The sequence below is a fragment of the Rhizobium sp. 01N424 genome (assembly GCF_056399485.1).
Genome location: NZ_JBFTRK010000003.1, coordinates 168,877 through 190,409, shown reverse-complemented (window position 1 = coordinate 190,409; position 21,533 = coordinate 168,877). Strand labels below are relative to the sequence as shown.

General features: G+C 60.3%; 20 protein-coding genes. 8 read left to right on the top strand and 12 right to left on the bottom strand.

The window, feature by feature from the left end:
• Nucleotide 1: 1 nt before the first annotated feature.
• The gene (locus AC1DNK_RS11380) at nt 2-3,088 is read right to left on the bottom strand and encodes a helicase-related protein (protein ID WP_477941120.1); all 3,087 of its coding nucleotides are present in this window, start codon (nt 3,086-3,088) and stop codon (nt 2-4) included.
• Between the two features lie 729 nt (nt 3,089-3,817).
• Between AC1DNK_RS11380 and AC1DNK_RS11375 the strand changes: the two genes are divergently transcribed.
• A complete protein-coding gene (locus tag AC1DNK_RS11375; RefSeq protein WP_112385898.1) occupies nt 3,818-3,973 on the top strand; it encodes a DUF3309 family protein in 156 nt (51 codons plus the stop codon).
• A gap of 28 nt (nt 3,974-4,001) precedes the next feature.
• Nucleotides 4,002-4,295, top strand: coding sequence for a YMGG-like glycine zipper-containing protein (locus AC1DNK_RS11370; RefSeq protein ID WP_112385899.1), 294 nt, complete (start codon nt 4,002-4,004; stop codon nt 4,293-4,295).
• Between the two features lie 100 nt (nt 4,296-4,395).
• Here the strand turns inward: AC1DNK_RS11370 and phbB are convergent, their stop codons facing one another.
• The gene (gene phbB / locus AC1DNK_RS11365; RefSeq protein WP_112385900.1) at nt 4,396-5,121 is read right to left on the bottom strand and encodes a beta-ketoacyl-ACP reductase; all 726 of its coding nucleotides are present in this window, start codon (nt 5,119-5,121) and stop codon (nt 4,396-4,398) included.
• Nucleotides 5,122-5,180: 59 nt separating this feature from the next.
• Nucleotides 5,181-6,362, bottom strand: a complete 1,182-nt coding sequence (locus AC1DNK_RS11360) for an acetyl-CoA C-acetyltransferase (RefSeq protein WP_477941119.1) — start codon at nt 6,360-6,362, stop codon at nt 5,181-5,183.
• Between the two features lie 239 nt (nt 6,363-6,601).
• Here AC1DNK_RS11360 and phaR point away from each other — a divergent pair, with 239 nt between their 5' ends.
• Nucleotides 6,602-7,174: a polyhydroxyalkanoate synthesis repressor PhaR gene (gene phaR, locus AC1DNK_RS11355; RefSeq protein ID WP_112385902.1), complete on the top strand. Its 573-nt coding sequence runs from the start codon at nt 6,602-6,604 to the stop codon at nt 7,172-7,174.
• A gap of 26 nt (nt 7,175-7,200) precedes the next feature.
• Here the strand turns inward: phaR and AC1DNK_RS11350 are convergent, their stop codons facing one another.
• From AC1DNK_RS11350 to mtgA, 4 genes are all read right to left on the bottom strand, one after another.
• Nucleotides 7,201-7,608 (bottom strand): hypothetical protein, encoded by a 408-nt coding sequence (locus AC1DNK_RS11350; protein WP_112385903.1) that lies wholly within the window; start codon nt 7,606-7,608, stop codon nt 7,201-7,203.
• 144 nt (nt 7,609-7,752) lie between these two features.
• Complete coding sequence (gene rpmF / locus AC1DNK_RS11345) at nt 7,753-7,938, bottom strand: 50S ribosomal protein L32 (RefSeq protein WP_006724402.1); 186 nt, start codon at nt 7,936-7,938, stop codon at nt 7,753-7,755.
• A 153-nt stretch (nt 7,939-8,091) separates the two neighbouring features.
• A complete protein-coding gene (locus tag AC1DNK_RS11340; protein ID WP_477941118.1) occupies nt 8,092-8,739 on the bottom strand; it encodes a glutathione S-transferase family protein in 648 nt (215 codons plus the stop codon).
• Nucleotides 8,740-8,811: 72 nt separating this feature from the next.
• Nucleotides 8,812-9,558, bottom strand: a complete 747-nt coding sequence (gene mtgA, locus AC1DNK_RS11335; RefSeq protein WP_477941115.1) for a monofunctional biosynthetic peptidoglycan transglycosylase — start codon at nt 9,556-9,558, stop codon at nt 8,812-8,814.
• Between the two features lie 134 nt (nt 9,559-9,692).
• Between mtgA and AC1DNK_RS11330 the strand changes: the two genes are divergently transcribed.
• Together AC1DNK_RS11330 and AC1DNK_RS11325 are read left to right on the top strand one after the other, a co-directional pair.
• Entirely contained in the window at nt 9,693-10,607 is a 915-nt protein-coding gene (locus tag AC1DNK_RS11330) for a polyprenyl synthetase family protein (RefSeq protein ID WP_477941113.1), read from the top strand.
• Nucleotides 10,608-10,720: 113 nt separating this feature from the next.
• The gene (locus AC1DNK_RS11325) at nt 10,721-11,359 is read left to right on the top strand and encodes a LysE family translocator (protein ID WP_477941112.1); all 639 of its coding nucleotides are present in this window, start codon (nt 10,721-10,723) and stop codon (nt 11,357-11,359) included.
• Between the two features lie 10 nt (nt 11,360-11,369).
• Here the strand turns inward: AC1DNK_RS11325 and ispG are convergent, their stop codons facing one another.
• The 3 genes from ispG to AC1DNK_RS11310 all read right to left on the bottom strand — a co-directional run bounded on the left by ispG (nt 11,370) and on the right by AC1DNK_RS11310 (nt 14,735).
• Nucleotides 11,370-12,620 (bottom strand): flavodoxin-dependent (E)-4-hydroxy-3-methylbut-2-enyl-diphosphate synthase, encoded by a 1,251-nt coding sequence (ispG, locus tag AC1DNK_RS11320; protein ID WP_112517835.1) that lies wholly within the window; start codon nt 12,618-12,620, stop codon nt 11,370-11,372.
• Nucleotides 12,621-12,715: 95 nt separating this feature from the next.
• Nucleotides 12,716-13,909 carry an MFS transporter gene (locus AC1DNK_RS11315; protein ID WP_477941110.1) on the bottom strand — a complete coding sequence of 398 codons (1,194 nt, stop codon included), beginning with the start codon at nt 13,907-13,909 and terminating at the stop codon, nt 12,716-12,718.
• A 49-nt stretch (nt 13,910-13,958) separates the two neighbouring features.
• Entirely contained in the window at nt 13,959-14,735 is a 777-nt protein-coding gene (locus AC1DNK_RS11310) for a DeoR/GlpR family DNA-binding transcription regulator (protein ID WP_477941407.1), read from the bottom strand.
• 247 nt (nt 14,736-14,982) lie between these two features.
• On the opposite strand from AC1DNK_RS11310, the gene AC1DNK_RS11305 reads away from it, so the two are divergent.
• The 3 genes from AC1DNK_RS11305 (at nt 14,983) to AC1DNK_RS11295 (ending at nt 17,288) form a co-directional block, all read left to right on the top strand.
• The gene (locus AC1DNK_RS11305; RefSeq protein ID WP_112385912.1) at nt 14,983-15,753 is read left to right on the top strand and encodes an amino acid ABC transporter substrate-binding protein; all 771 of its coding nucleotides are present in this window, start codon (nt 14,983-14,985) and stop codon (nt 15,751-15,753) included.
• 96 nt (nt 15,754-15,849) lie between these two features.
• Complete coding sequence (locus AC1DNK_RS11300; protein WP_112385913.1) at nt 15,850-16,530, top strand: amino acid ABC transporter permease; 681 nt, start codon at nt 15,850-15,852, stop codon at nt 16,528-16,530.
• Complete coding sequence (locus tag AC1DNK_RS11295; RefSeq protein WP_112385914.1) at nt 16,527-17,288, top strand: amino acid ABC transporter ATP-binding protein; 762 nt, start codon at nt 16,527-16,529, stop codon at nt 17,286-17,288. Before AC1DNK_RS11300 ends, AC1DNK_RS11295 begins: the two co-directional genes overlap by 4 nt.
• Nucleotides 17,289-17,312: 24 nt before the next feature.
• Here AC1DNK_RS11295 and AC1DNK_RS11290 read toward each other — a convergent pair whose 3' ends face one another.
• Complete coding sequence (locus tag AC1DNK_RS11290) at nt 17,313-17,873, bottom strand: NADPH-dependent FMN reductase (protein WP_310296496.1); 561 nt, start codon at nt 17,871-17,873, stop codon at nt 17,313-17,315.
• A gap of 169 nt (nt 17,874-18,042) precedes the next feature.
• On the bottom strand, nt 18,043-21,507 hold the full coding sequence (gene pyc, locus AC1DNK_RS11285) for a pyruvate carboxylase (protein ID WP_477941109.1): 3,465 nt from the start codon (nt 21,505-21,507) through the stop codon (nt 18,043-18,045).
• Nucleotides 21,508-21,533: the final 26 nt, after the last annotated feature.

The following is a 21,533-nucleotide window of genomic DNA, read 5'->3' as shown; positions in this document are numbered from 1 at the left end:
ATTACTTCTTCATCTGCTCCTTCAAGGCAGCGAGCTTGGCGAAGGGCGAATCCGGATCGATCGGCTTCTCCTTGCGCGGCGGCTTGGCCTCGAAGCGCAGCGGCTGGGCGCCGCCACGGTTGTTGTTGCGGTCGTTGCGATCCTTCCGGTCACCACGATCCTGACGGTCGCCACGCTGTTCGTTGCGATCGCCACGGCCCTGATGCGGCTTGCCGCCATCGCGGCCGCGCTGCTGGCGGTTGCCATCGCGGCTTTCGCGATTGCCTTCGCCGCGGTTGTTGCCTTCAGCGCCTTCGGTCGCGCCGCCCTGACGACGGTTGCCCTGCTGGCGCTCGCCGCCGCGGCGTTCGCCGTGGTTGCGCACCGGGCGCTGGTTGTCGTTGCGGCCGCCGAGGCGCCACAGCAGAACCGGCTTCGGCTCCTGCGGTTCGCCGCTTTCGGCTGTCACTTCGGCAGCTTCAGCAGGCGCTTCGGCAGCAACAGGCGCAGCCTCGGCAGCGGGTGCTTCTGCAGGTGCTTCCTCAGCACCATCCGCATCGTCGTGATCGGCCTTGTCGGACGCTTCTTCGGCTGGTGCCTCGCTCGCGGCCGGTGCAGCCGACGCATCTTGCGTGGCAAGATGGGCGGCAGCCTCTTCGGCCTTCACGGCATCCGCACGGTAACCGAGACCCTTGAGGATCTCTTCCATGTCCTCAAGCGTCGCGCCGAGGATGGAGAGCATCGCGGTCGTCGTCGTAAAGCGGCGGCCGTCATAGGCACCCTCGGGACGGTTTGCCTGACCCGGCTTCCACTGCAGCAGCGGACGGATGATATCGGCAAGCCGCTCGAGGATATCGATACGAACAGCCCGCTTTCCGAGGAACCGGAAACCGGCGAGCTTGTAGAAGGTGCGCTCGAAGCTCGGATCAGTGACGACAGACGTACGGCCAGCGGCCAGAACCGGAATGAGGTCGCCGTAACCTGGCTTGTCGAGGCCGTCGTTCTTCAGCGCCCAGAGGAGCGTGATCAATTCGGCAGGTGCCGGCTTCAGAAGTGCCGGAACGAAGATGTGGTAAGCGCCAAACCGCACGCCGTAGCGGCGCATCGAGGCACGGCCATCCTGATCCAGCGACTTGACGTCGTCGGCGACGTCGCGGCGGAACAGTACGCCGAGATTCTCGACGAGCTGGAACGCCAGACCCTTTGCCAAGCCCTGCAGGTCTTCGGCGCGAGACAGATCGTCGAGCGGCTTAAGCACCGTGCTGATATGATGATTGACGAAGCGCTCGACGCGGGCGGCGACATGATCGCGCGCATTTCCGGTCAACTGCTCGTCGGCAAGCAGTAGCACCCGCGGCCGCATGATGTGATCGCTGCCCGAAAGCCGCGCCACGGGATCGCCGAGCCAGCGCACAAGGCCATCGGCGCTGATCGCCAGATCGCCATTGCCGGCAGCATGCATGCGCGCAGCGCGCGCTTCGAATTCCAGAGCAAGCGCCTTTTGTGAAGCAGCCTGTACGGCCTTGGCGTCCGGTCCATCCGTTCCACCGATGGGCGTGAAGCGGAAACCGCTCAACTGACCCACATGATGTCCCTCCACGAAGACATCACCATTCACACTGATTTCAGCTTCCAGCATCGCATTCTCTCTCAGGCGCTTCATGAGCACAGATGTCCTGCGATCAACAAAGCGTTTCGTCAACCTTTCATGTAACGCATCGGACAATCGATCTTCGATTTCCCGCGTCTTTTCCTGCCAGTGTGTCGGATCGGCAAGCCAACCGGGCCGGTTCGACACATAGGTCCAGGTTCTTATCTGCGCGATTCGCGCCGAAAGCGTGTCGATTTCACCGTCCGTCCGGTCCGCACGATGCACCTGCTCCGCGAGGAAATCTTCGTTCACCGTGCCACGGCGGACGAGATCAGAAAAGAGGGTCGAGATCAGATCGGCATGCTGGGCCGGTGCAATACGCCGGTAATCGGGCAGCGCACAAGCTTCCCAGAGCTTTTCAACCCTTTCCGGCTTGGTCGCAAGATCAATAATTTCCGGATATCGTGAAAGATGTTCCAGCGCCTGCTGATCGACCGAAGGCAGGGATCGCGTCAGCCCCTGGACGCTCGGCGGCTTTTCCAGGCTTGCGCGCAGCGATTGTATCGAGGCGAAGTCGAATTCCTTGGTCCGCCATTGGAGAACCTTGACGTTGTCGAACTCGTGCGCCTCGATCCGCTGCACCAGTTCATCATCAAAAGGTGCGACCTGCCCGGTGACGCCGAAGGTGCCATCGCGCACATGGCGGCCGGCACGCCCGGCGATCTGGCCAAGTTCTGCGGGATTGAGATTGCGGAACTGGTAGCCGTCGAATTTCCGGTCTTGCGCGAAGGCGACATGATCGACGTCGAGATTGAGCCCCATGCCGATCGCATCGGTGGCGACCAGATATTCGACATCGCCCGCCTGATAGAGCGCCACTTGCGCATTGCGCGTCCGCGGGCTGAGCGCGCCAAGAACGACGGCCGCACCACCGCGTTGGCGCCGGATCAGTTCGGCGATCGCGTAAACTTCGTCAGCCGAGAAGGCGACGATCGCCGAGCGCTGCGGCAGCCGGGTAATCTTCTTCTGCCCGGCATAGAGCAGCTGCGACAGTCTCGGCCTCTCGATGACGGTAATTCCGGGCAGTAGCTGCTGGAGAATGGGGCGCATCGTGCCGGCGCCGAGCAGCAGCGTCTCGTCGCGGCCGCGCAGATGCAGGATGCGATCGGTGAAGATGTGCCCGCGCTCGAGATCTCCGGCGAGCTGCACTTCGTCGATCGCGACGAAGGCCGCCTTGGTTTCGCGCGGCATCGCCTCGACGGTGCAGACCGAAAAGCGCGCATTGGGCGGAGAAATCTTTTCCTCGCCCGTGACCAGCGCGACATTGTGCACACCGACCTTCTCGACGACCCGGCTATAGACCTCTCGCGCCAGAAGGCGCAGCGGCAGCCCGATCACGCCGGTGCCATGCGCGACCATGCGCTCGATGGCGTAATGCGTCTTGCCGGTATTGGTCGGCCCGAGCACCGCGGTCACACCGCGTCCACTCAGTATCATCGGCTGCGAATTCAGTGTCATGGTCCATGCAAGTGAGGCGGGGAGCCCCAGGGTCAAGTCAGCAGACAACACATGGACAGGGCAACCGGCAAACGCAAGAGCCGGATGATGCGAATGCGCTGCTAATTTGATTCAACAAGCGGCGCTAAGCCTCTGTTTTGAGATTCGGAACAGCTTGAGAACGAATCAGCGACGAATCGCAGACTCGCGGTGATTCAGCTTTTGTTCACGGCTAAGTATTGGTTTTGAATCAGCTTTTCCCACTAGATGCTGAATCACCGGAATCCGGCAATTTGCAGCAGGCGGCCTTGGACGGCCTCTTTTCATCTAGCGTCAACCGCAAAGACGGAAAACCCCGAAAACCACAGAATTAACCTTCGGGTCAAAGCCGGAACGAATCACAGACGAATCGCCGACAGCCGCAAATTCCGCTTTTGTTCGCCACTGCATATTGATGAACTGCGCGAACGGGCGCTATATGCAGCCTCCTTGATTGCAGGATCAGCATTGAAAATCGGGCGCCATTAACACTTTCCGCCCTGAGTTTGATGTTTCGTTAAAATTTTCTGCGGAACAGCGGAACCTTTTTGAGCCTGACGCGTTTATACCGTCCGGTAGAATATAAGTTCCGGCACCATCAAGAAAACTCCATCCTGAAATTGCACGCACATAAGTTTAGCCGGGAACAAAAACCCGGCTACCGTGTTTATTGTCCATTCGTAACTCGCGGTGAGTTGAAGGACAGAAAACATGCTCAGTACGATACTTCTTATTATCCTTATTCTGCTTTTGATCGGCGCTCTGCCGAATTGGGGTTACAGCCGCGCTTGGGGCTATGGACCTTCTGGCGGTTTGGGGCTAGTTCTCGTCATTATCATTATCCTTGTCCTGATGGGCCGCATCTAAAGGCCATGTAACTGGGGAGTTGTAAGTCATGATGAAGAAGGTTGTTCTCGTTGCAGCACTCGTGGGTGCGCTTGCATCGTGCACGGCAACTGAGCAGGGCACCGCAATCGGCGCTGGCTCTGGCGCCCTTATTGGCGGTGCGGTTTCCAACAGCTGGGGCGGCGCAGCCGTCGGCGCCGTTGCAGGCGGCCTGGTTGGCGCTGCAGTCGGTAACTCGGTCGATCAGCGCAATGGCCGCTATTCGGGCCAGCGCGTCTATCGTGACCGCTACGGTTGCTACGTCGCCTACTCGAACGGCTCAACGCGCCGCGTTCGCTGCTAACAATAGACTGATATTTTGAAAACGGGCGCCTTGGCGCCCGTTTTTGTTTCAACCGTTTGCGCTAGATCCCGGTGAGTGAACTCCCGGAACCTCGGCGCTTCTAGACGAAAAACTGTCCGCCATTCGCCGTCAGCGTCGAGCCGGTGATGAACCCGGCGTCATCCGAGGCCAGGAATACCACACAGCGCGCGATCTCTTCAGGCTCGCCAAGACGGCCAACCGGGATCTGCGGGATGATCCGCTCGTTCAACACCTTTTCCGGAACCGCAAGAACCATCTCCGTGCCGATATAACCGGGGCAGACGGCGTTGACCGTGATGTTCTTCGCCGCACCCTCTTGCGCCAGCGCCTTGGTGAAGCCGAGATCGCCGGCCTTGGCAGCGGAATAGTTGACCTGCCCCATCTGGCCTTTCTGGCCATTGATCGACGAGATATTGACGATACGGCCGAAGCTGCGGTCACGCATGCCGCCCCAGACCTGATGGGTCATGTTAAAGAGGCCGGTGAGGTTGGTGTTGACGACCTCATGCCACTGCTGCGGGGTCATCTTGTGAAACATCGCGTCGCGGGTGATACCGGCGTTGTTGATCAGCACGTCGATGGGGCCGAGCTCGGCCTCCACTTTGGCGATGCCCTCGCCGCAAGCGGCATAGTCGGAAACATCCCACTTGAAGACCGGGACGCCGGTGAGGTCGTGAAAGGCCTTGGCCTTCTCGTCGTTGCCGGCGTAGTTCGCCGCCACCTTGTAACCGGCGTTCTTGAGCGCCACCGAAATTGCTGCACCGATGCCACGTGTGCCACCGGTGACCAAAGCCACTCTGCTCATGTTTCGCTCCCCTTGTTATCGCCTTCGATCACGTCATTAAGACATTGATCGCATGCTATTTAAAGTGCTTCTAGGCACATCGCGACGCCCATGCCGCCGCCGATGCAGAGTGTTGCCAATCCCTTCTTCGCGCCGCGGCGCTTCATTTCGAAAACCAGCGTATTCAGAACGCGGGCACCGGACGCACCGATCGGATGGCCAATGGCAATTGCGCCACCATTGACGTTGACGATCGCCGGATCCCAACCGAGATCACGGTTGACGGCACAAGCCTGTGCCGCGAAGGCCTCGTTGGCCTCCACCAGATCGAGATCGCTGACCGACCAGCCTGCTTTCTCGAGCGCCTTGCGCGATGCCGGGATCGGGCCTGTGCCCATGACCTGCGGGTCGACACCCGCGGTTGCCCAGGAGACGATGCGCACGAGCGGTTGGATACCGCGGCGCGAAGCTTCAGCTTCAGTCATCAGAACCGCTGCAGCAGCGCCGTCGTTGAGACCAGATGCATTGGCGGCAGTTACCGTCCCGTCCTTGTCGAAAGCCGGGCGAAGCTTGGTCATCGCTTCGATCGTTGCGCCGTGGCGGATATACTCGTCGGCATCAACGGTCACGTCACCCTTGCGGCCCTGGATGACGAAAGGAACAATCTCATCCTTGAAGCGGCCGGCCTTCTGCGCGGCCTCCGCCTTGTTCTGCGAGGAAACAGCGAACTGGTCCTGCTCGTCGCGCGAAAGCTGCCACTGGCGGGCGATGTTTTCCGCCGTGATCCCCATGTGATAACCGTAGAAGGCGTCGGTGAGGCCGTCCTTGATCATCGTATCGATCATCTTCATGTCGCCCATCTTGGTGCCGCCGCGAAGATGCGCAGCATGCGGCGCCATCGACATCGATTCCTGGCCGCCGGCGACAATGATCTTTGCATCTCCGGTTGCGATCTGCTGCATGCCGAGAGCAACAGCGCGCAATCCGGAACCGCACAGCTGATTGACACTCCAGGCCGTCGCTTCCTTGGGAACACCCGCCTTCATCGCCGCCTGACGCGCCGGGTTCTGACCCTCACCGGCCTGCAGGACCTGGCCGAGAATGACCTCGTCCACCTCTGCGGCATCGACGCCGGCGCGCTCGAGCGCACCCTTGATGGCCGTTGCTCCGAGTTCGTGTGCAGGAACTGTGGCAAAGGCGCCGTTGAAAGAGCCGACCGCTGTGCGGGCTGCGCTGGCGATGACGATGGACGTGTTGCTCATGGAAAGCCTCCTCGCGTTTCAGCACTTTATATAGGTCGAAACTGGCAAAGCTTTTAGCCCGAGTCAAACGCCAAGACCGTCATATGGCAATTTTAGCCCGTACTTACGAAGACGCGAAATATGACGGGAATAAAAGGGGTTGCCGCATCGCACAAAGAGATTGTCACCGGCGTTCTTTTGCGTCTACATTCGATATTGGAGGAATTTCCACATCATCAGACGGGGTTCAGGAGACTGATATGGCGAAGAATGAGGGTCAGATTGTCATCAAGAAATACGCCAATCGCCGACTCTATAACACAGGCACCAGCACCTATGTGACGCTGGAAGACCTGGCGGAGATGGTGAAGAAGGGCGAGGACTTCACGGTCCAGGATGCCAAGTCCGGCGATGACATCACCCACTCGGTATTGACCCAGATTATTTTCGAGCAGGAATCGAAGACCGGCAACACTCTGCTGCCGATTTCCTTCCTTCGACAGCTGATCACCTATTATGGCGATCAGATGCAGATGGTCGTTCCGAGCTTTCTCGAACACTCCATGAAGGCCTTCACCGAGCAGCAGTCGCAGATGCGCGAGCAGGTGACCCGCGCCTTCGGCGAAACGCCGATCGGCAAGAACCTGCAACTTCCGATGCAGATGGTCGAGGAGCAGGTGCGCCGCAACACCGAGATGTTCCAGCAGGCGATGCAGATGTTTTCACCCTTCATGACCCCTCCTGCCAAGGAGACCAAGAAGGCTGAAGCCAAGGACATCGACGAGCTGAAGGAACAACTGAGGGCGCTTCAGAACAAGCTCGACAATCTCTGATCTCCCGAGCGTTTCGAGGAAACGCTCTAAAGCCCGATCGAGACGTCTCGCCCCGCGGTGCGGATCGAGACGGCAAAGCCGCCGATCACATCGATCAGCGCAATCGTCATCAAGATGAAGAACACCTGGGTCGCCGCATCCTGGACGAGCAGAAACTCGACCAGGAAGGCGATGAAGACGAGCATCGACAGCATGTGATTGATCAGGCTGCCGGAGCCGTTGCGCGTCGCCTTCAATATCTCGAAGAATAGCACCACGAGCGCGATGACGATGAAGAGATCGCCGAGCGACATGCTCCAGATCGCGCCTGAGATCATCGACAGAACGATGATGTCGTGCTGAAGCGCGGGAATACCGCCGCTTCCCATCAGGCCGAGCATTGCCATGTTGTAAAGAATAAATGGAATGATCATCAGCGGCATTGCACCAAGCATCTCGGTCTGTTCTCCCTCTATTCAGGGAATACTGCCGTAGATCGCCGTCTCACTTCAAGACAATTGCGAATATCGTGGTGCGCAAACGCAAAAAGACCGGCTGAAAGCCGGTCTTTCAATCTGGAAAACCAGAAACAGGAAAGCTTATGCGCTTTCCTTCGGCGTCAGAACCTGACGGCCGCGATACATACCGGTCTTCAGATCGATATGGTGCGGACGGCGCAGCTCGCCGGAGTTCTTGTCTTCAACATAGGTCGAAGCCTTCAGTGCGTCTGCAGAACGGCGCATACCGCGCTTGGACGGGCTCGTTTTTCTCTTCGGTACAGCCATTTCTCGTACTCCACTTCACGGGCAACACATTTCCGGCCAGACTGGCGGCCGAAACGACATGTCGCGATTTCGGAAATTTTGCGCGCTTATACATGCGATAAACGGCCTTGACCAGTCCCTAAACAGATTTTTTGAGAATCCTTTGATTCCCGTTCAAACCTCATCGTGCGGCACGATCCACGGTTCGGCGCGCGCAGCCTCTTCCCACTTCCGCCAGGCGGGATGCGCCTTGACGGCCGCCATATAGCTCAGCGTATCGCCGGATGTCACGAGGTCATAGACATCGAAGCGATTGACGACAGGCGCAAACATTGCATCGGCAGCCGAAAAACTCCCAAACAGGAACGGTCCACCGGATTGCTCCCGCAACTCCCGAAAGATCGTCTCGATACGCAGGACGTCGGCCATCACGCCATCGACAAGCGCAATCTTGCCTTTCGTACGGCGAATGTTCATCGGGCAGGCATTCCGAATGGCCCGGAACCCGGAGAGCATCTCCATCGAAACGGAGCGGGCGGCGGCTCGCTTCGCACGATCCTTTGGCCATAGCCCGGCTTCGGGATAGAGTTCGGCAACATACTCGATGATCGAGAGCGATTCCCAGACGCGGACGTCACCATGATGCAGTGCCGGAACACGGCCGGTTGGCGAAAATTCCTTGAAGCGCGGATTGCCTGCCTCGAAGTCGAAGGGAGTGAGAACTTCCTCGAAGGGAATGCCCGCTGCCTCCATCGCGATCCATGGCCGGAAGGACCAGGAGGAATAGTTCTTGTTGCCGATATAGAGCGTGAGCTTGTCCATGAGCCGATCCATGCGCTGTTTCAGCTCTATCTACCGGCCGCCGCCCCTGCTCACCAATGAATTATTAGCAGCTCAATCATAAATGCATCTGATGTAATCGCCGGCGCCCTGCGCGCGGCGCTCGATCACCGCCGCAAGCCGCCTCAGGCCGCGGCCGGGCTTGCCGGCATTGCGGTCGATCGGGTTGGGCAGCGAGACGGCCAGCAGCGCCGCCTGACGGCGTGACAGCTTGGAGGCCGGAACCTTGAAATGATAGCGCGCCGCCGCCTCGATGCCGTAGATACCCGGCCCCCATTCCGCGATATTCAGATAGATTTCCATCAACCGCCGCTTGGTCCAGACAAAATCGGAGGCGACGGCCAGGGGCAGCTCAAGACCTTTGCGCACAAAGGAGCGGCTGTTCCAGAGAAACAGGTTCTTTGCCGTCTGCATCGGGATCGTGCTGCCGCCGCGCGTCGAGGCACCGTCCAGCGTATCTTCGATCAGCATCCGCATTTCACCCCAGTCGACACCGCCATGGAAGCAATACTGCCCGTCCTCGGACATCATCACCGACTGCACCAGCGCCGGCGAGATTTCGTCCAGTGACACCCATTGGCGATCGTAGCCGCGCAAAAGCACGAGATCGCGCAGCATCAGCGTCGAGACCGGATGAATAAAGGGAATGAGATAGAGGATGATCAGCGCATAAGGCAGGACGCAGAGAGCCAGGATGCCAAGCACAATGCGGGCAGGCAGCGAGCGGCCGCGCAGCCATGCATACATCCGCCGATGAGCCGGCATGGCGATGCTTTCCTCTCTCTCCGGCGTTATATCCAACGTCTAGCCCAGACCTGTTCCCTGCGTCCTCCATACCGTCTGAGAAAGGCCAAGGCCAGAGCACAACGGAAATCTTGATCTCTCCATCTACAATTCCGTTGCGCCGCGGGCTTTGCTCATGCCAAACAGCGGCCATGAACGCCAGTCCAGACCCATTTTCCGAACGGTTGAAAAGCAACGCCAGAGAGATCGAAGCGCTGCTGGAAGCGCTGCTTTCGAAAGACGTTCTGTCCGACGAGATCGCCCGGCCGGAGAGCCTGCGCGCCGCCATGCACTATGCCGTGCTGAACGGCGGCAAGCGGCTGCGTCCGTTCCTGGTTATCGAAAGCGCTCTTCTACTCGGCGGCGACAGAGAGACTGCGCTGCGCGTCGGCGCGGCACTTGAATGCGTTCATTGCTATTCGCTTGTTCACGACGACCTCCCGGCCATGGACGACGACGATCTGCGCCGCGGCAAGCCGACGGTGCACATCGCCTTCGACGAAGCGACCGCCATTCTGGCCGGCGACAGCCTGCTGACCTACGCTTTCGACATCATCGCAGCGCCTGAAACCGCGCTTTCGGATGCTCAGAAGACGGCGCTGATCCTGGCGCTCGCTCGCTCGTCCGGTCTCGGCGGCATGGCAGGAGGTCAGGCACTCGATCTGGCTGCCGAGAAGACCATACCCGACGCATCCGGGATTGTTACATTGCAGGCTATGAAAACTGGCGCATTGATCCGCTTTGCCTGTGAAGCCGGCGCTATCGTCGCGGGTGCCGGCGAAGAGGACCGCAGACGCCTGCGGAGCTTCGGCGAGAAGATCGGCCTGGCCTTCCAGCTCGCCGATGACCTGCTGGACATCACCTCGGACGCCGAAACCATGGGCAAGGCGACTGGCAAGGATGCCAGCCGCGGCAAGGGCACACTGGTTGCCCTCAACGGTATCGAATGGGCCGAAGCTGAACTCCGTCGCCACGTAAACGACGCTGTGGAGCTTCTGGCCCCTTACGGCGAGAAGGCAGACACGCTGATCGCCACCGCCCATTTCATCGCCGACCGCAAGAGCTGAAAAGGAGCGGGGGGACCGCAGACCGGCAAAACGCAGCCTGCCGAAGACGTGTGGGTGACGGCGCCTACGTTTTATGACAGTGTCCGCGCGTTAAATCTTACGAGCGCCCCATCATGCACGAGACCCTTACCTATCTGCCGCAGATCCTTCCGGCCTACATCGCCTATGTGATCGCCGTCATCAGCCCCGGCCCGGCGATCATGGCAATCGTTGCCACCTCGATGACACAGGGGCGCAAGGCGGGGATGACGATCGGCGTTGGCATTTTTGGCGGCTCTTTCACCTGGGCCTGCGCGGCGGCCCTCGGGCTGGCGACGCTGCTTCATACCTATGCGATCGCGCTAGAGATTTTGAAGGTCTTCGGCGGGCTTTATCTGCTCTACCTCGCCTACAAGGCCTTCAAGGCGATGCGTGCTGGAAATGACCTTCAGCAAGCGCAGGAAGTGAAGCCGCTATCGGCGCGCGCCCTGCTGCTCAAGGGTTACGGTATCCACGTCACCAATCCGAAGGCGATCTTTGCCTGGCTCGCCATCATCGCGCTCGGCATGCCGCAGGGCGCACCGGGTTCGGTGGCGGTCCTCATCGTCGCCATCTGCCTGACGACAGGCTTTGCGATCTTCATGGGATATGCGGTGCTGTTTTCGACCCCGCATGCGCTGAAGGTCTACCAGAGCCTGCGCCGCTGGATTGAAGGCGCAATGTCCGCCTTCTATTGCTTCGCCGGGCTGAAGCTCCTCACCAGCCGCATCTAGCGGCTGGCTCTTACTCGGCCGCGGTCTTCTGGCCGAAACGCTTCTCGATATAGTCGGCAACCAGCGCCTCGAAATCGGCGGCGATATTCGGGCCGCGCAATGTCAGCGCCTTCTCACCGTCAATGAAGACGGGCGCGGCCGGCGTCTCGCCGGTGCCCGGAAGCGAGATGCCGATATCGGCATGCTTGCTCTCGCCCGGGCCGTTGACGATGCAGCCCATGACAGCAACGTTCAGCGCCTCGACGCCCGGATATTTCTCGCGCCAGACCGGCATGTTCTTGCGGATGTCGTTCTGAATGTTCTGCGCCAGTTCCTGGAAGACCGTCGACGTCGTGCGGCCACAGCCGGGGCAGGCGGCAACGACAGGAATGAACTGCCGGAAGCCCATGACCTGCAAGAGCTCCTGCGCCACCTGCACTTCACGCGTCCGGTCGCCATTCGGCTCCGGCGTCAGCGACACACGGATCGTATCGCCGATACCATGCTGCAGCACATAGCCCATGGCGGCCGACGAAGCGACGATGCCCTTCGAGCCCATGCCGGCTTCGGTGAGGCCGAGATGCAGGGCATGGTCAGAGCGCTCCGACAGCATCGAATAGACAGCAATCAGATCCTGCACCTGGCTGACCTTGGCAGACAGGATGATGCGGTTGCGCGGCAGGCCGATCTCTTCGGCGAGATTGGCAGAGATCAGCGCCGACTGGACGATGGCCTCGCGGGTCACCTGGCGTGCTGAAAGCGGTGAGCCCGCCTCGGCATTCTGGTCCATCAGCGCCGTCAGCAGATCCTGATCGAGCGAACCCCAGTTGACGCCGATGCGGACCGGCTTGTCATAGCGGATCGCCATCTCGATGATCTCGGCGAACTGCTTGTCCTTCTTGTCCTTGAAGCCGACATTGCCGGGGTTGATGCGGTATTTCGCCAAGGCTTCGGCACAGGCGGGATGATCGGCAAGCAGCTTGTGGCCGATATAATGAAAGTCGCCGATCAGCGGCACGTCCATGCCAAGACGCAGCAGGCGCTCGCGAATCTTCGGAACAGCGGCGGCACTTTCGTCGCGGTCGACGGTGATGCGGACCATCTCCGAGCCGGCCTTGAACAGCGCGGCGACCTGGGCAACCGTTCCGTCGATATCGGCGGTATCGGTATTGGTCATCGACTGTACGACAACAGGCGCGCCGCCTCCGACAATCACTCCGCCGACATCGACGGCAACGGAAGAACGGCGCGGTTTCGGATCAAAATCCGTGGCTGAAGACATGAAGAGAGCTCTTGGACCCTTTGAAAATCGTGCCTTTCAGGTGGATCATGCCTGCCTGCTTGTCAACCGCCCCGCGCTTCACTTTTGTTGGCGGCCTAGTGGCCGCCACCCGAGGCGCCGTCGGCATAGCGCGCCAATCTCGAGAAAATCAGAACGACAACAAGAAGGGCCGGCAGCGCCATGAACACCGTCGAGAAGCCGATATGCTCGGCGACGAAACCGATTGCAGAAGGCGCAACCAGCATTCCGGAATAGCCCATGGTCGTCACCACCGAGATGCCAATCCCCGGCCTCAGGCCCGGCACGTTGCCGGCCGCCGAAAAGGCGATCGGCACCATGTTGGAAATGCCGATCCCGCAGAAGGCGAAGCCGACGATCGCAAGCTCCGCAGTCGGGGCAAGGGCTGCAATCAGCATGCCGACGATCGCAAACAGCGTGCAGACACGCAGCGTCTTCACGCCGCCGAACCTGTCGCGCACAATATCGCCGGCAAAGCGCATGATCGCCATGGTCAGCGAGAAGGCAGCGAAACCAAAGCCCGACAGAGCGACAGATGCGCCCATTTCCTGGCGCAGATACAGCGCGCCCCAATCCAGCACCGCGCCTTCCGGCACCATGGAGAACAGCGCCATCAGGCCGAGCAGCCACGGCAGCGGCACCATCGGCAGGCGGGTCTTTTCCTTCTTCTCATCCGGATGCGGCGGGTCCGAAAGCATCATTGGCCACGCGACGGCAAGAAGGGCTGCGGCAAGCACCGTCGCAAGCCCGGCGTGACCGAGCACGCCGATTTTCGAAATCAGCAATCCGCCGAGCCCGGAACCGATCAACCCGCCAAGGCTCCAGAAAGCGTGGCAGGACGACATGATCGCCCGGCGCATCGACTTTTCGACAACTACCGCATTGGCATTCATGGCAACGTCCATGGCGCCGACGAAGCCGCCGAACAGGAAAAGCGCAATGCTGCCGGTGATGACATTGGGAGCAACAGTCAGCGCCAGAAGGATCGGCAGCAGGCAGACGGCCGTCGCCAGCGAGACGACGCGCGAGCCATGCTTTGCGATCTTCGCACCGGCAATCGGCATCATCGTCAGGGAGCCGACCCCGAAGACCAGGATCATCAGACCGAGCTCGAATTTGCTGATGCCGAGCCTTTCGGCAAATTCCGGAATTTTCGGTGCCCAGCAGCCGACCAGGAAGCCGTTCATCAGAAACAGCAGCGAAACCGCGACCCGGCTCTTCGGCATGAACCCGCGCTGCACGCCCGGCATCGCATGTAGTTGATTATCCATTGTCCCGTCTCATTCACTATCGCCTGCCTCTTTGGCAGGTCATGTCAATTCAATTCGCCGCCGCGGCCTTGACCGTGCGGCATCCCCGCTCGCGATAGGCCGCGAGCAATGTTTCATCGGCGTCATGCTCAACCACAAGGCATTCGCAATGCGCCACCGGCAGCACGCTATGGGGTGCTGCCGTTCCGAACTTCTCCGATGTCGCAGCGACCAGAACCTGACGGCTCTTGGAGGCTGCAAACCGCTTGAACTCGGCATCCTCGAAGCCGAAGGTCGTGACCCCCGCTTCCAGATCGACGCCGCAGGCACCGAGCACGCAGAGATCCGGAGACAATTGCTCCATGTCGCGCAGCGCCTTGGCACCGAGCGCGCCGCCGACCTGCCGGTCGATCAGCCCGCCGATAAGGATGACGTTGATACCCGTCTTGTCGAGCAGCGCTGCGGCAATGGCCGGCGCATTGGTGGCGGCCGTCAGCAGCATCTCCTGGGGAAGGGCGTTGGCGATCGCGAGATTGGTGCTGCCAGCGTCAAAGAAAACGGTCGATCCCGCCTTGATCTGCGAGACTGCCGCTTGTGCCAGCGACTGCTTGCGCTCGAAGGCGACGCTCATCCGCTGCTTCAGACTGCCGCCCGCCGGCGAAATCGGCAAAGCGCCGCCATAGACGCGCTCGCAAAGTCCAGCCGCCGCCATCTCGCGGAGATCGCGGCGTACAGTATCCTCGGATACGCCAAATTCGGCGGCAAGCTCCGCTGCCAGCACGCGGCCATGCGTCTGCAGCTTCAGCGAGATGATGCCTTGCCGCTCCCGCAGCAACATTTCGTTCACATTCATCCTCGATCCCGACATGAACAGGCGCAAACAAACACAAACGTGCATAAACATATAATCGCATGCATGCAATGGGGTCATCGGCACACGTTTATTGACGCCCTGAAACAAGCCGCGCTAAAAGTGCGGCAAATGAGAAAAATATTCGCAGTTGCCGATTTTCTTTGCAGTTTTCTACGCTTCGCCCCGCCTTGTTTTCTGCGATCAATGCGGCATTGAATTTCCTCCTTTACGGAACAGAAAAATGAAAATCCTGAAGACCATCGCCACCGCAGCCCTGATCTCCGCCGCAGCCTTTGCTGCTCATGCTGGCGAAAACCTCGCCGCCATCAAGTCCGCGGGTGTTCTCAAGATCGGCACGGAAGGCACCTACGCGCCCTTCACCTATCACGATGACAGCAACAAGCTCGTTGGCTTCGACGTCGAGATCGGCGAAGCCGTCGCCGCCAAGCTCGGCGTCAAGGCCGAGTTCGTCGAAGGCAAGTGGGACGGCCTGATCGCGGGTATCGACGCGAAGCGTTACGACACCGTCATCAACCAGGTCGGCATCACCGATGCGCGCAAGCAGAAGTACGACTTCTCCGAGCCCTACATTGCCTCCAAGGCCGTTCTGATCGCCCGCACCGACGACGACAGCATCAAGTCCTTCGCCGATCTGAAGGGCAAGAAGGCCGCTCAGTCCCTGACCAGCAACTTCGGCAAGCTTGCCGAGCAGTCGGGCGCCGAGCTCGTCGGCACCGATGGTTTCGATCAGTCGATCCAGCTCGTGCTGACGAAGCGTGCAGACGCAACCGTCAACGACAGCCTCTCCTTCCTCGACTTCAAGAAGCACAAGCCTGATGCGCCAGTGAAGATCGTCGCCCAGCAGGAGAATGCCGATTATTCCGGTATCATCATCCGCAAGGGCGAGCCGGAACTGCTTGAAGCGATCAACAAGGCTCTCGTCGACATCAAGGCCGACGGCACCTACAAGAAGATCGCTGACAAGTATTTCGGTCAGGACGTTTCCAAGTAACTCCGTTGCGCCGGTTTTCCCGCGCATCGACATGATCTATAGAGTGTAGAGCGTCCGGCGATTTCGCCGGACGTATCTTTTTCAGAGGGTCGTCCCGTGCCTCATTGGCTTCAACTGATGGCGGAATCGCTGCCTACCCTTTTGTGGGGCGGCATCAAGTTCACCATCCCGCTTACGCTGCTCTCATTCTCCTTCGGACTGATCCTCGGACTGGCAACGGCCGTCGCCCGGCTGTTCGGCCCGGCACCCTTTGCGGCAATTGCCCGCTTCTATGTCTGGATCATCAGAGGCACGCCGCTGCTCGTCCAGCTTTTCGTCATCTTCTACGGCCTGCCCAGCATCGGCATCCTGCTCGACGCCTTCCCGGCTGCCCTGATCGGCTTCACGCTCAATATCGGCGCCTACAGCTCCGAGATCATCCGCGCCGTCATCTCATCGGTGCCAAAGGGTCAGTGGGAAGCCGCATATTCCATCGGCATGAACTGGCGCCAGGCGATGACCCGCACTGTCCTCCCACAGGCAGCCCGTGTCGCGGTGCCGCCGCTCTCGAATACGTTCATTTCGCTGGTCAAGGACACCTCGCTTGCCGCCGCCATCACCGTGCCGGAACTCTTCCAGGCCGCGCAGCGCATCGTGGCGACGACCTATGAGCCGCTGATCCTCTATATCGAAGCCGCTCTCATCTACCTCGTCCTCAGCTCCGTCCTTTCGACGCTGCAGGTGCGGCTGGAGCGCCGTTTTGCCCGCTATGGCGGCATGCTGGAGGCAAACGCATGATCGAGCTCTCCAATATCGAAAAACGCTTCGGCGACGCCGTCATCCTGAAGGATATCAGCATCCGCATTCCCGAAGGCAGCGTCACCGCGCTCGTCGGCCCCTCGGGTGGTGGCAAGAGCACGCTGCTGCGCTGCATCAACCTGCTGGAAATTCCAACGGCCGGTTCCGTCCGCATCGGCGAGGAGACGCTGGATTTCGCGCCCGGCAAGCGCACCGGCTGGCAATCGATCCAGAAGATCCGCCGCCAGACCGGTATGGTTTTCCAGAATTTCCAGCTTTTCCCGCATCAGACCGCGATCGAAAACGTCATGGAAGGACTGGTCACCGTTCTCAGATGGCCGAAAGAAAAGGCCCGCGAGCGTGCCATGGAGCTGATGACCAAGGTCGGCATGGCCCACAAGGCGGATGCCTGGCCCTCGACGCTGTCAGGCGGCCAGCAGCAGCGCGTGGCAATTGCCCGCGCTCTCGCCCCGTCGCCACGCGTGCTGCTCTGCGACGAGCCGACCTCGGCACTCGACCCGGAACTCTCGGCCGAGGTGGTCGATGTTCTCGGTAAGCTTGCAAACGAGGGAACCACGATGGTGATGGCGACGCATGACCTGCGTCTCGCCTCGAAGATCGCCAACAATGTCGTCTTCCTGGAAGCGGGTAGCGTCGTCGAAACCGGCAGCGCCAAGGCAATCTTCACCGCACCCGAGCGCGAGCGCACCAAGCGCTTCATCTCGACAATAAACGCCGCCCATACCTACGATATCTAGGCACGGGCGGCGCAAGATCCGGTCTTAGCCAGCGCGCGCAGCCTTCAGTGCCTTGCCCCACCAGATCAGCTGGTCGAGCTGGTTCTTTGCAGCCTCGGCAAGATGCGGATAGTCATTCAGGCTCTTCCCATCCTTGGCGACGGAAAGATATTCCGGGAAACTGATGTGAACGCCGGTCCTGACCGACGCGGCGCTCATTTCCACGAAGACCAGCCGCAGATGCTCGACCGCACGGGCACCGCCGACGCCGCCATAGCCGACGAAGGCAACCGGTTTCTGGATGAAGTCGCCAAGGTCGATGGCGTTTTTCAGCACGGCCGTCGGGGCGTGATTATACTCGGCGACCGTGAAGATGTAGCCGTCGAATTCACGCAGCTTCTTTTTCCAGCGCTCGGCCGTCTCGCTTTCGGCCTCGCTTGCAGATGCTTCACCGAAGAATGCCATCGGATAATCGAGAAGATCGAGCACCTCGACATCCAGCTCCGGACGCTCGGCGGCGATCGCGGAGATCCACTTCGCAGGATGATCGGCAAAACGCCCGATACGCGTGCTTCCAACGATAACGGCGATTTTGAGCTTGCTCATTGTGACTCTTTCCTGATCCGCAAATGATTGGAAATGTCTGGATACTAGGCCAAGGCTGAAACCCGGCAAGCCCAAAGACGTCAAAGACGTCAAAGACGGCGTGGCCGCGATAGTTTATTGCAGCAAGACGAGATCGGGAGGCGGGCGACAGGCCCGCCTCCCGTAAGACTTAGGCTGAGTAGGATACCAGCAAATCCTTGGCATCGATCTGGTCGCCGGCTTTGACGAGAACTTCGGCGATCGTGCCGTCCTTCTCGGCGTGGATCGCCGTTTCCATCTTCATCGCTTCGATCGACACCAGCACATCGCCGGCATTGATCGCCTGACCTGGCGACACGAAGACGCGCGAGATGACACCCGGCATCGGCGCGCCGACATGGGCGGCATTGCCCGGCTCCGCCTTGCGGCGGGCAGCAGCACCCGATGCGCCATGGGCGCGATCCGGAACCTTGATGCGGCGCGGCTGGCCGTTGAGTTCGAAGAACACGGTGACCATGCCCTGGCTGTCGGTGCCGCTCATCGCCTGATTGACGACGACGAGCGTCTTGCCCTTCTCGATATCGGCAAACAGCTCCTCGCCATCGCCAAGACCGTAGAAATAGGCAGGCGTTGGTAGTACCGAAACCGGGCCGTAAGTGTCCGACGCCAGCGCAAAGTCGGTGAAGACCTTCGGATACATCAGATAGGAGGCAAACTCGAAGTCGGTGACCTCGCGCTCCAGCTTGGTCTCGATCGTCTTGCGCTCCGCATCGAGATCGGCCTCTGCAAGCAGCGAGCCCGGGCGGACCGTATACGGCTTGTCGCCCTTCAGCGCCTTCTTCTGCAGCGCTTCAGGCCAACCAGACGGCGGCTGGCCGAGATCGCCCTTCAGCATCGAAACGACAGATTCCGGGAAGGAGACTTCCTTGTCCGGGCTGACGACATCGGCGACCGTCAGATCCTGCGAGACCATCATCAGCGCCATATCGCCGACGACCTTGGAGGACGGCGTCACCTTGACGATATCGCCGAACATCTGGTTGGCGTCGGCATAGGCCTGCGCCACGCGATGCCAGCGGGTCTCAAGCCCGAGCGAGCGGGCCTGTTCCTTGAGATTGGTGAACTGGCCCCCCGGCATCTCGTGGAGATAGACTTCCGATGCCGGTCCCTTGAGATCGCTCTCGAAGGCCGCGTACTGGTGACGCACCGCTTCCCAGTAGAAGGAGATGCGGCGGATCCATTCGGGATCGAGGCCCGGATCGCGCTCGGAACCACGCAGCGCTTCGACGATCGAACCGAGGCAGGGCTGCGAGGTATTGCCCGACAGTGCGTCCATCGCCGCGTCGACGGCATCGACACCAGCATCGACGGCCGCAAGAACGGTCGCGGCAGCGATACCCGACGTATCATGCGTGTGGAAATGGATCGGCAGGCCGGTCGCTTCGCGCAGCGCCTTGAACAGCACCTTGGCAGCAGCAGGCTTCAAGAGGCCCGCCATATCCTTCAGCGCGATGATATGCGCGCCGGCCTTTTCGAGCTCGACGGCCAGATCCGTATAATATTTCAGGTCATATTTCGGGCGCGCCGAATTGAGGATGTCACCCGTATAGCAGATCGCCGCTTCGCAGAGCTTGTTCTCTTCGGCAATGGCATCCATCGAGACGCGCATGTTCTCGACCCAGTTCAGGCAGTCGAAGACGCGGAACAGATCGATGCCGCCCTTTGCCGCCTGACGGACGAAGTATTTGACGACATTGTCAGGGTAGTTGGTGTAGCCGACGCCGTTGGCGCCGCGTAGCAGCATCTGCAACAGCAGGTTAGGCGCTGCTTCGCGGACCTGCGAAAGCCGCTCCCATGGATCTTCGGTCAGGAAGCGCATGGAAACATCGAAGGTCGCGCCACCCCAGCATTCCAGTGAGAGCAGATTCGGCAGCGCATGCGCATAGGTGCCGGCAATGCGGGCGATATCGTAGGTGCGCATACGGGTCGCCAGCAGCGACTGATGGCCGTCGCGCATCGTCGTATCGGTCATCAGCACGCGCTTTTCATTGCGCATCCATTCGCCGAACTTCTTCGGCCCGAGCTTGTCGAGCAGCTGCTTGGTGCCGTCAGGGATACCACCGCCATTCGTGTAGGGCACGACGGGCTCGGCAATGTCGGCTGATGGCTTCGGCCGGTCCTTGGCCTCAGGATGGCCGTTGACCGTCACATCAGCCAGATAGGTGAGCAGCTTGGTGGCGCGGTCCTGACGCTTGACCTGCTGGAAGAGCTCCGGGGTCGAGTCGATGAAGCGCGTCGTGTAGCTGTTATCCTTGAAGCTCGGATGCGTGATGATCGCTTCGAGGAAGGTCAGGTTGGTGGCGACGCCGCGGATACGGAACTCGCGCAGCGCGCGGTCCATGCGGGAAATCGCTTCCGACGGGTTCGGCGCCCAGGCCGTGACCTTCACCAGCAGCGGATCGTAAAAGCGGGTGATGATGGCGCCCGAATAGGACGTGCCGCCATCGAGGCGAATACCGAAGCCCGATGCCGAACGGTAGGCAGTGATGCGGCCGTAATCCGGGATGAAGTTATGCTCCGGATCCTCGGTGGTGATGCGGCACTGCAGCGCGTGGCCGTTGAGCTTGATGTCTTCCTGCTTCGGAACGCCAGACTCCGGCGTGCCGATCGCGAAGCCATCGAGGATATGGATCTGCGCCTTGACGATATCGATGCCGGTGACGACTTCGGTGACCGTGTGCTCGACCTGGATACGCGGGTTGACTTCGATGAAGTAGAATTTGCCGGTATCGGCATCCATCAGATATTCGACGGTGCCGGCACCGATATAGTTGGTGGCCTTGGCGATCTTCAGCGAATAGGCGGCCAGTTCCTGGCGCTGCGCTTCGGAGAGATAAGGTGCGGGCGCCCGCTCGACGACCTTCTGGTTGCGGCGCTGGATGGAGCAGTCACGCTCGAAGAGATGCACGACATTGCCATGCGTGTCGCCGAGAATCTGGCTTTCGACATGGCGCGCGCGCTCGACGAGCTTTTCCAGATAGACCTCGTCCTTGCCGAAGGCGGCCATTGCCTCGCGCTTGGCTTCCGTCACTTCGCGGGCAAGATCCTTCGGATCGCGGATGGCGCGCATGCCGCGACCACCGCCGCCCCAGGAAGCCTTGAGCATCACGGGATAGCCGATTTCCTCGGCCACCTTGGCGACAACCTTCATGTCGTCTGGCAGCGGCTCGGTTGCCGGAACGACGGGAACACCGACGGAGATCGCGAGATTGCGGGCCGCGACCTTGTTGCCGAGCTGGCGCATCGTATCCGGCTTCGGACCGATGAAGATGATGCCGGCGGCATTACAGGCATCGACAAATTCGGGGCTCTCGGACAGCAGGCCGTAACCCGGATGAATGGCATCGGCGCCGGACAGCTTGGCAACACGGATCACTTCGTCGATCGACAGATAGCTCTCGATCGGCCCGAGATCACGGGCAAGATGCGGCCCGCGGCCGACCTGATAGCTTTCGTCGGCCTTGAAGCGGTGCAGCGCGAGTTTGTCTTCCTCTGCCCATATCGCGACCGTTTTTATCCCGAGCTCATTGGCCGCGCGGAATACGCGAATGGCAATTTCGGAACGGTTGGCGACAAGAATCTTGGAAATGGGCAATGCACTCTCCTCAAAGCACGGATCAC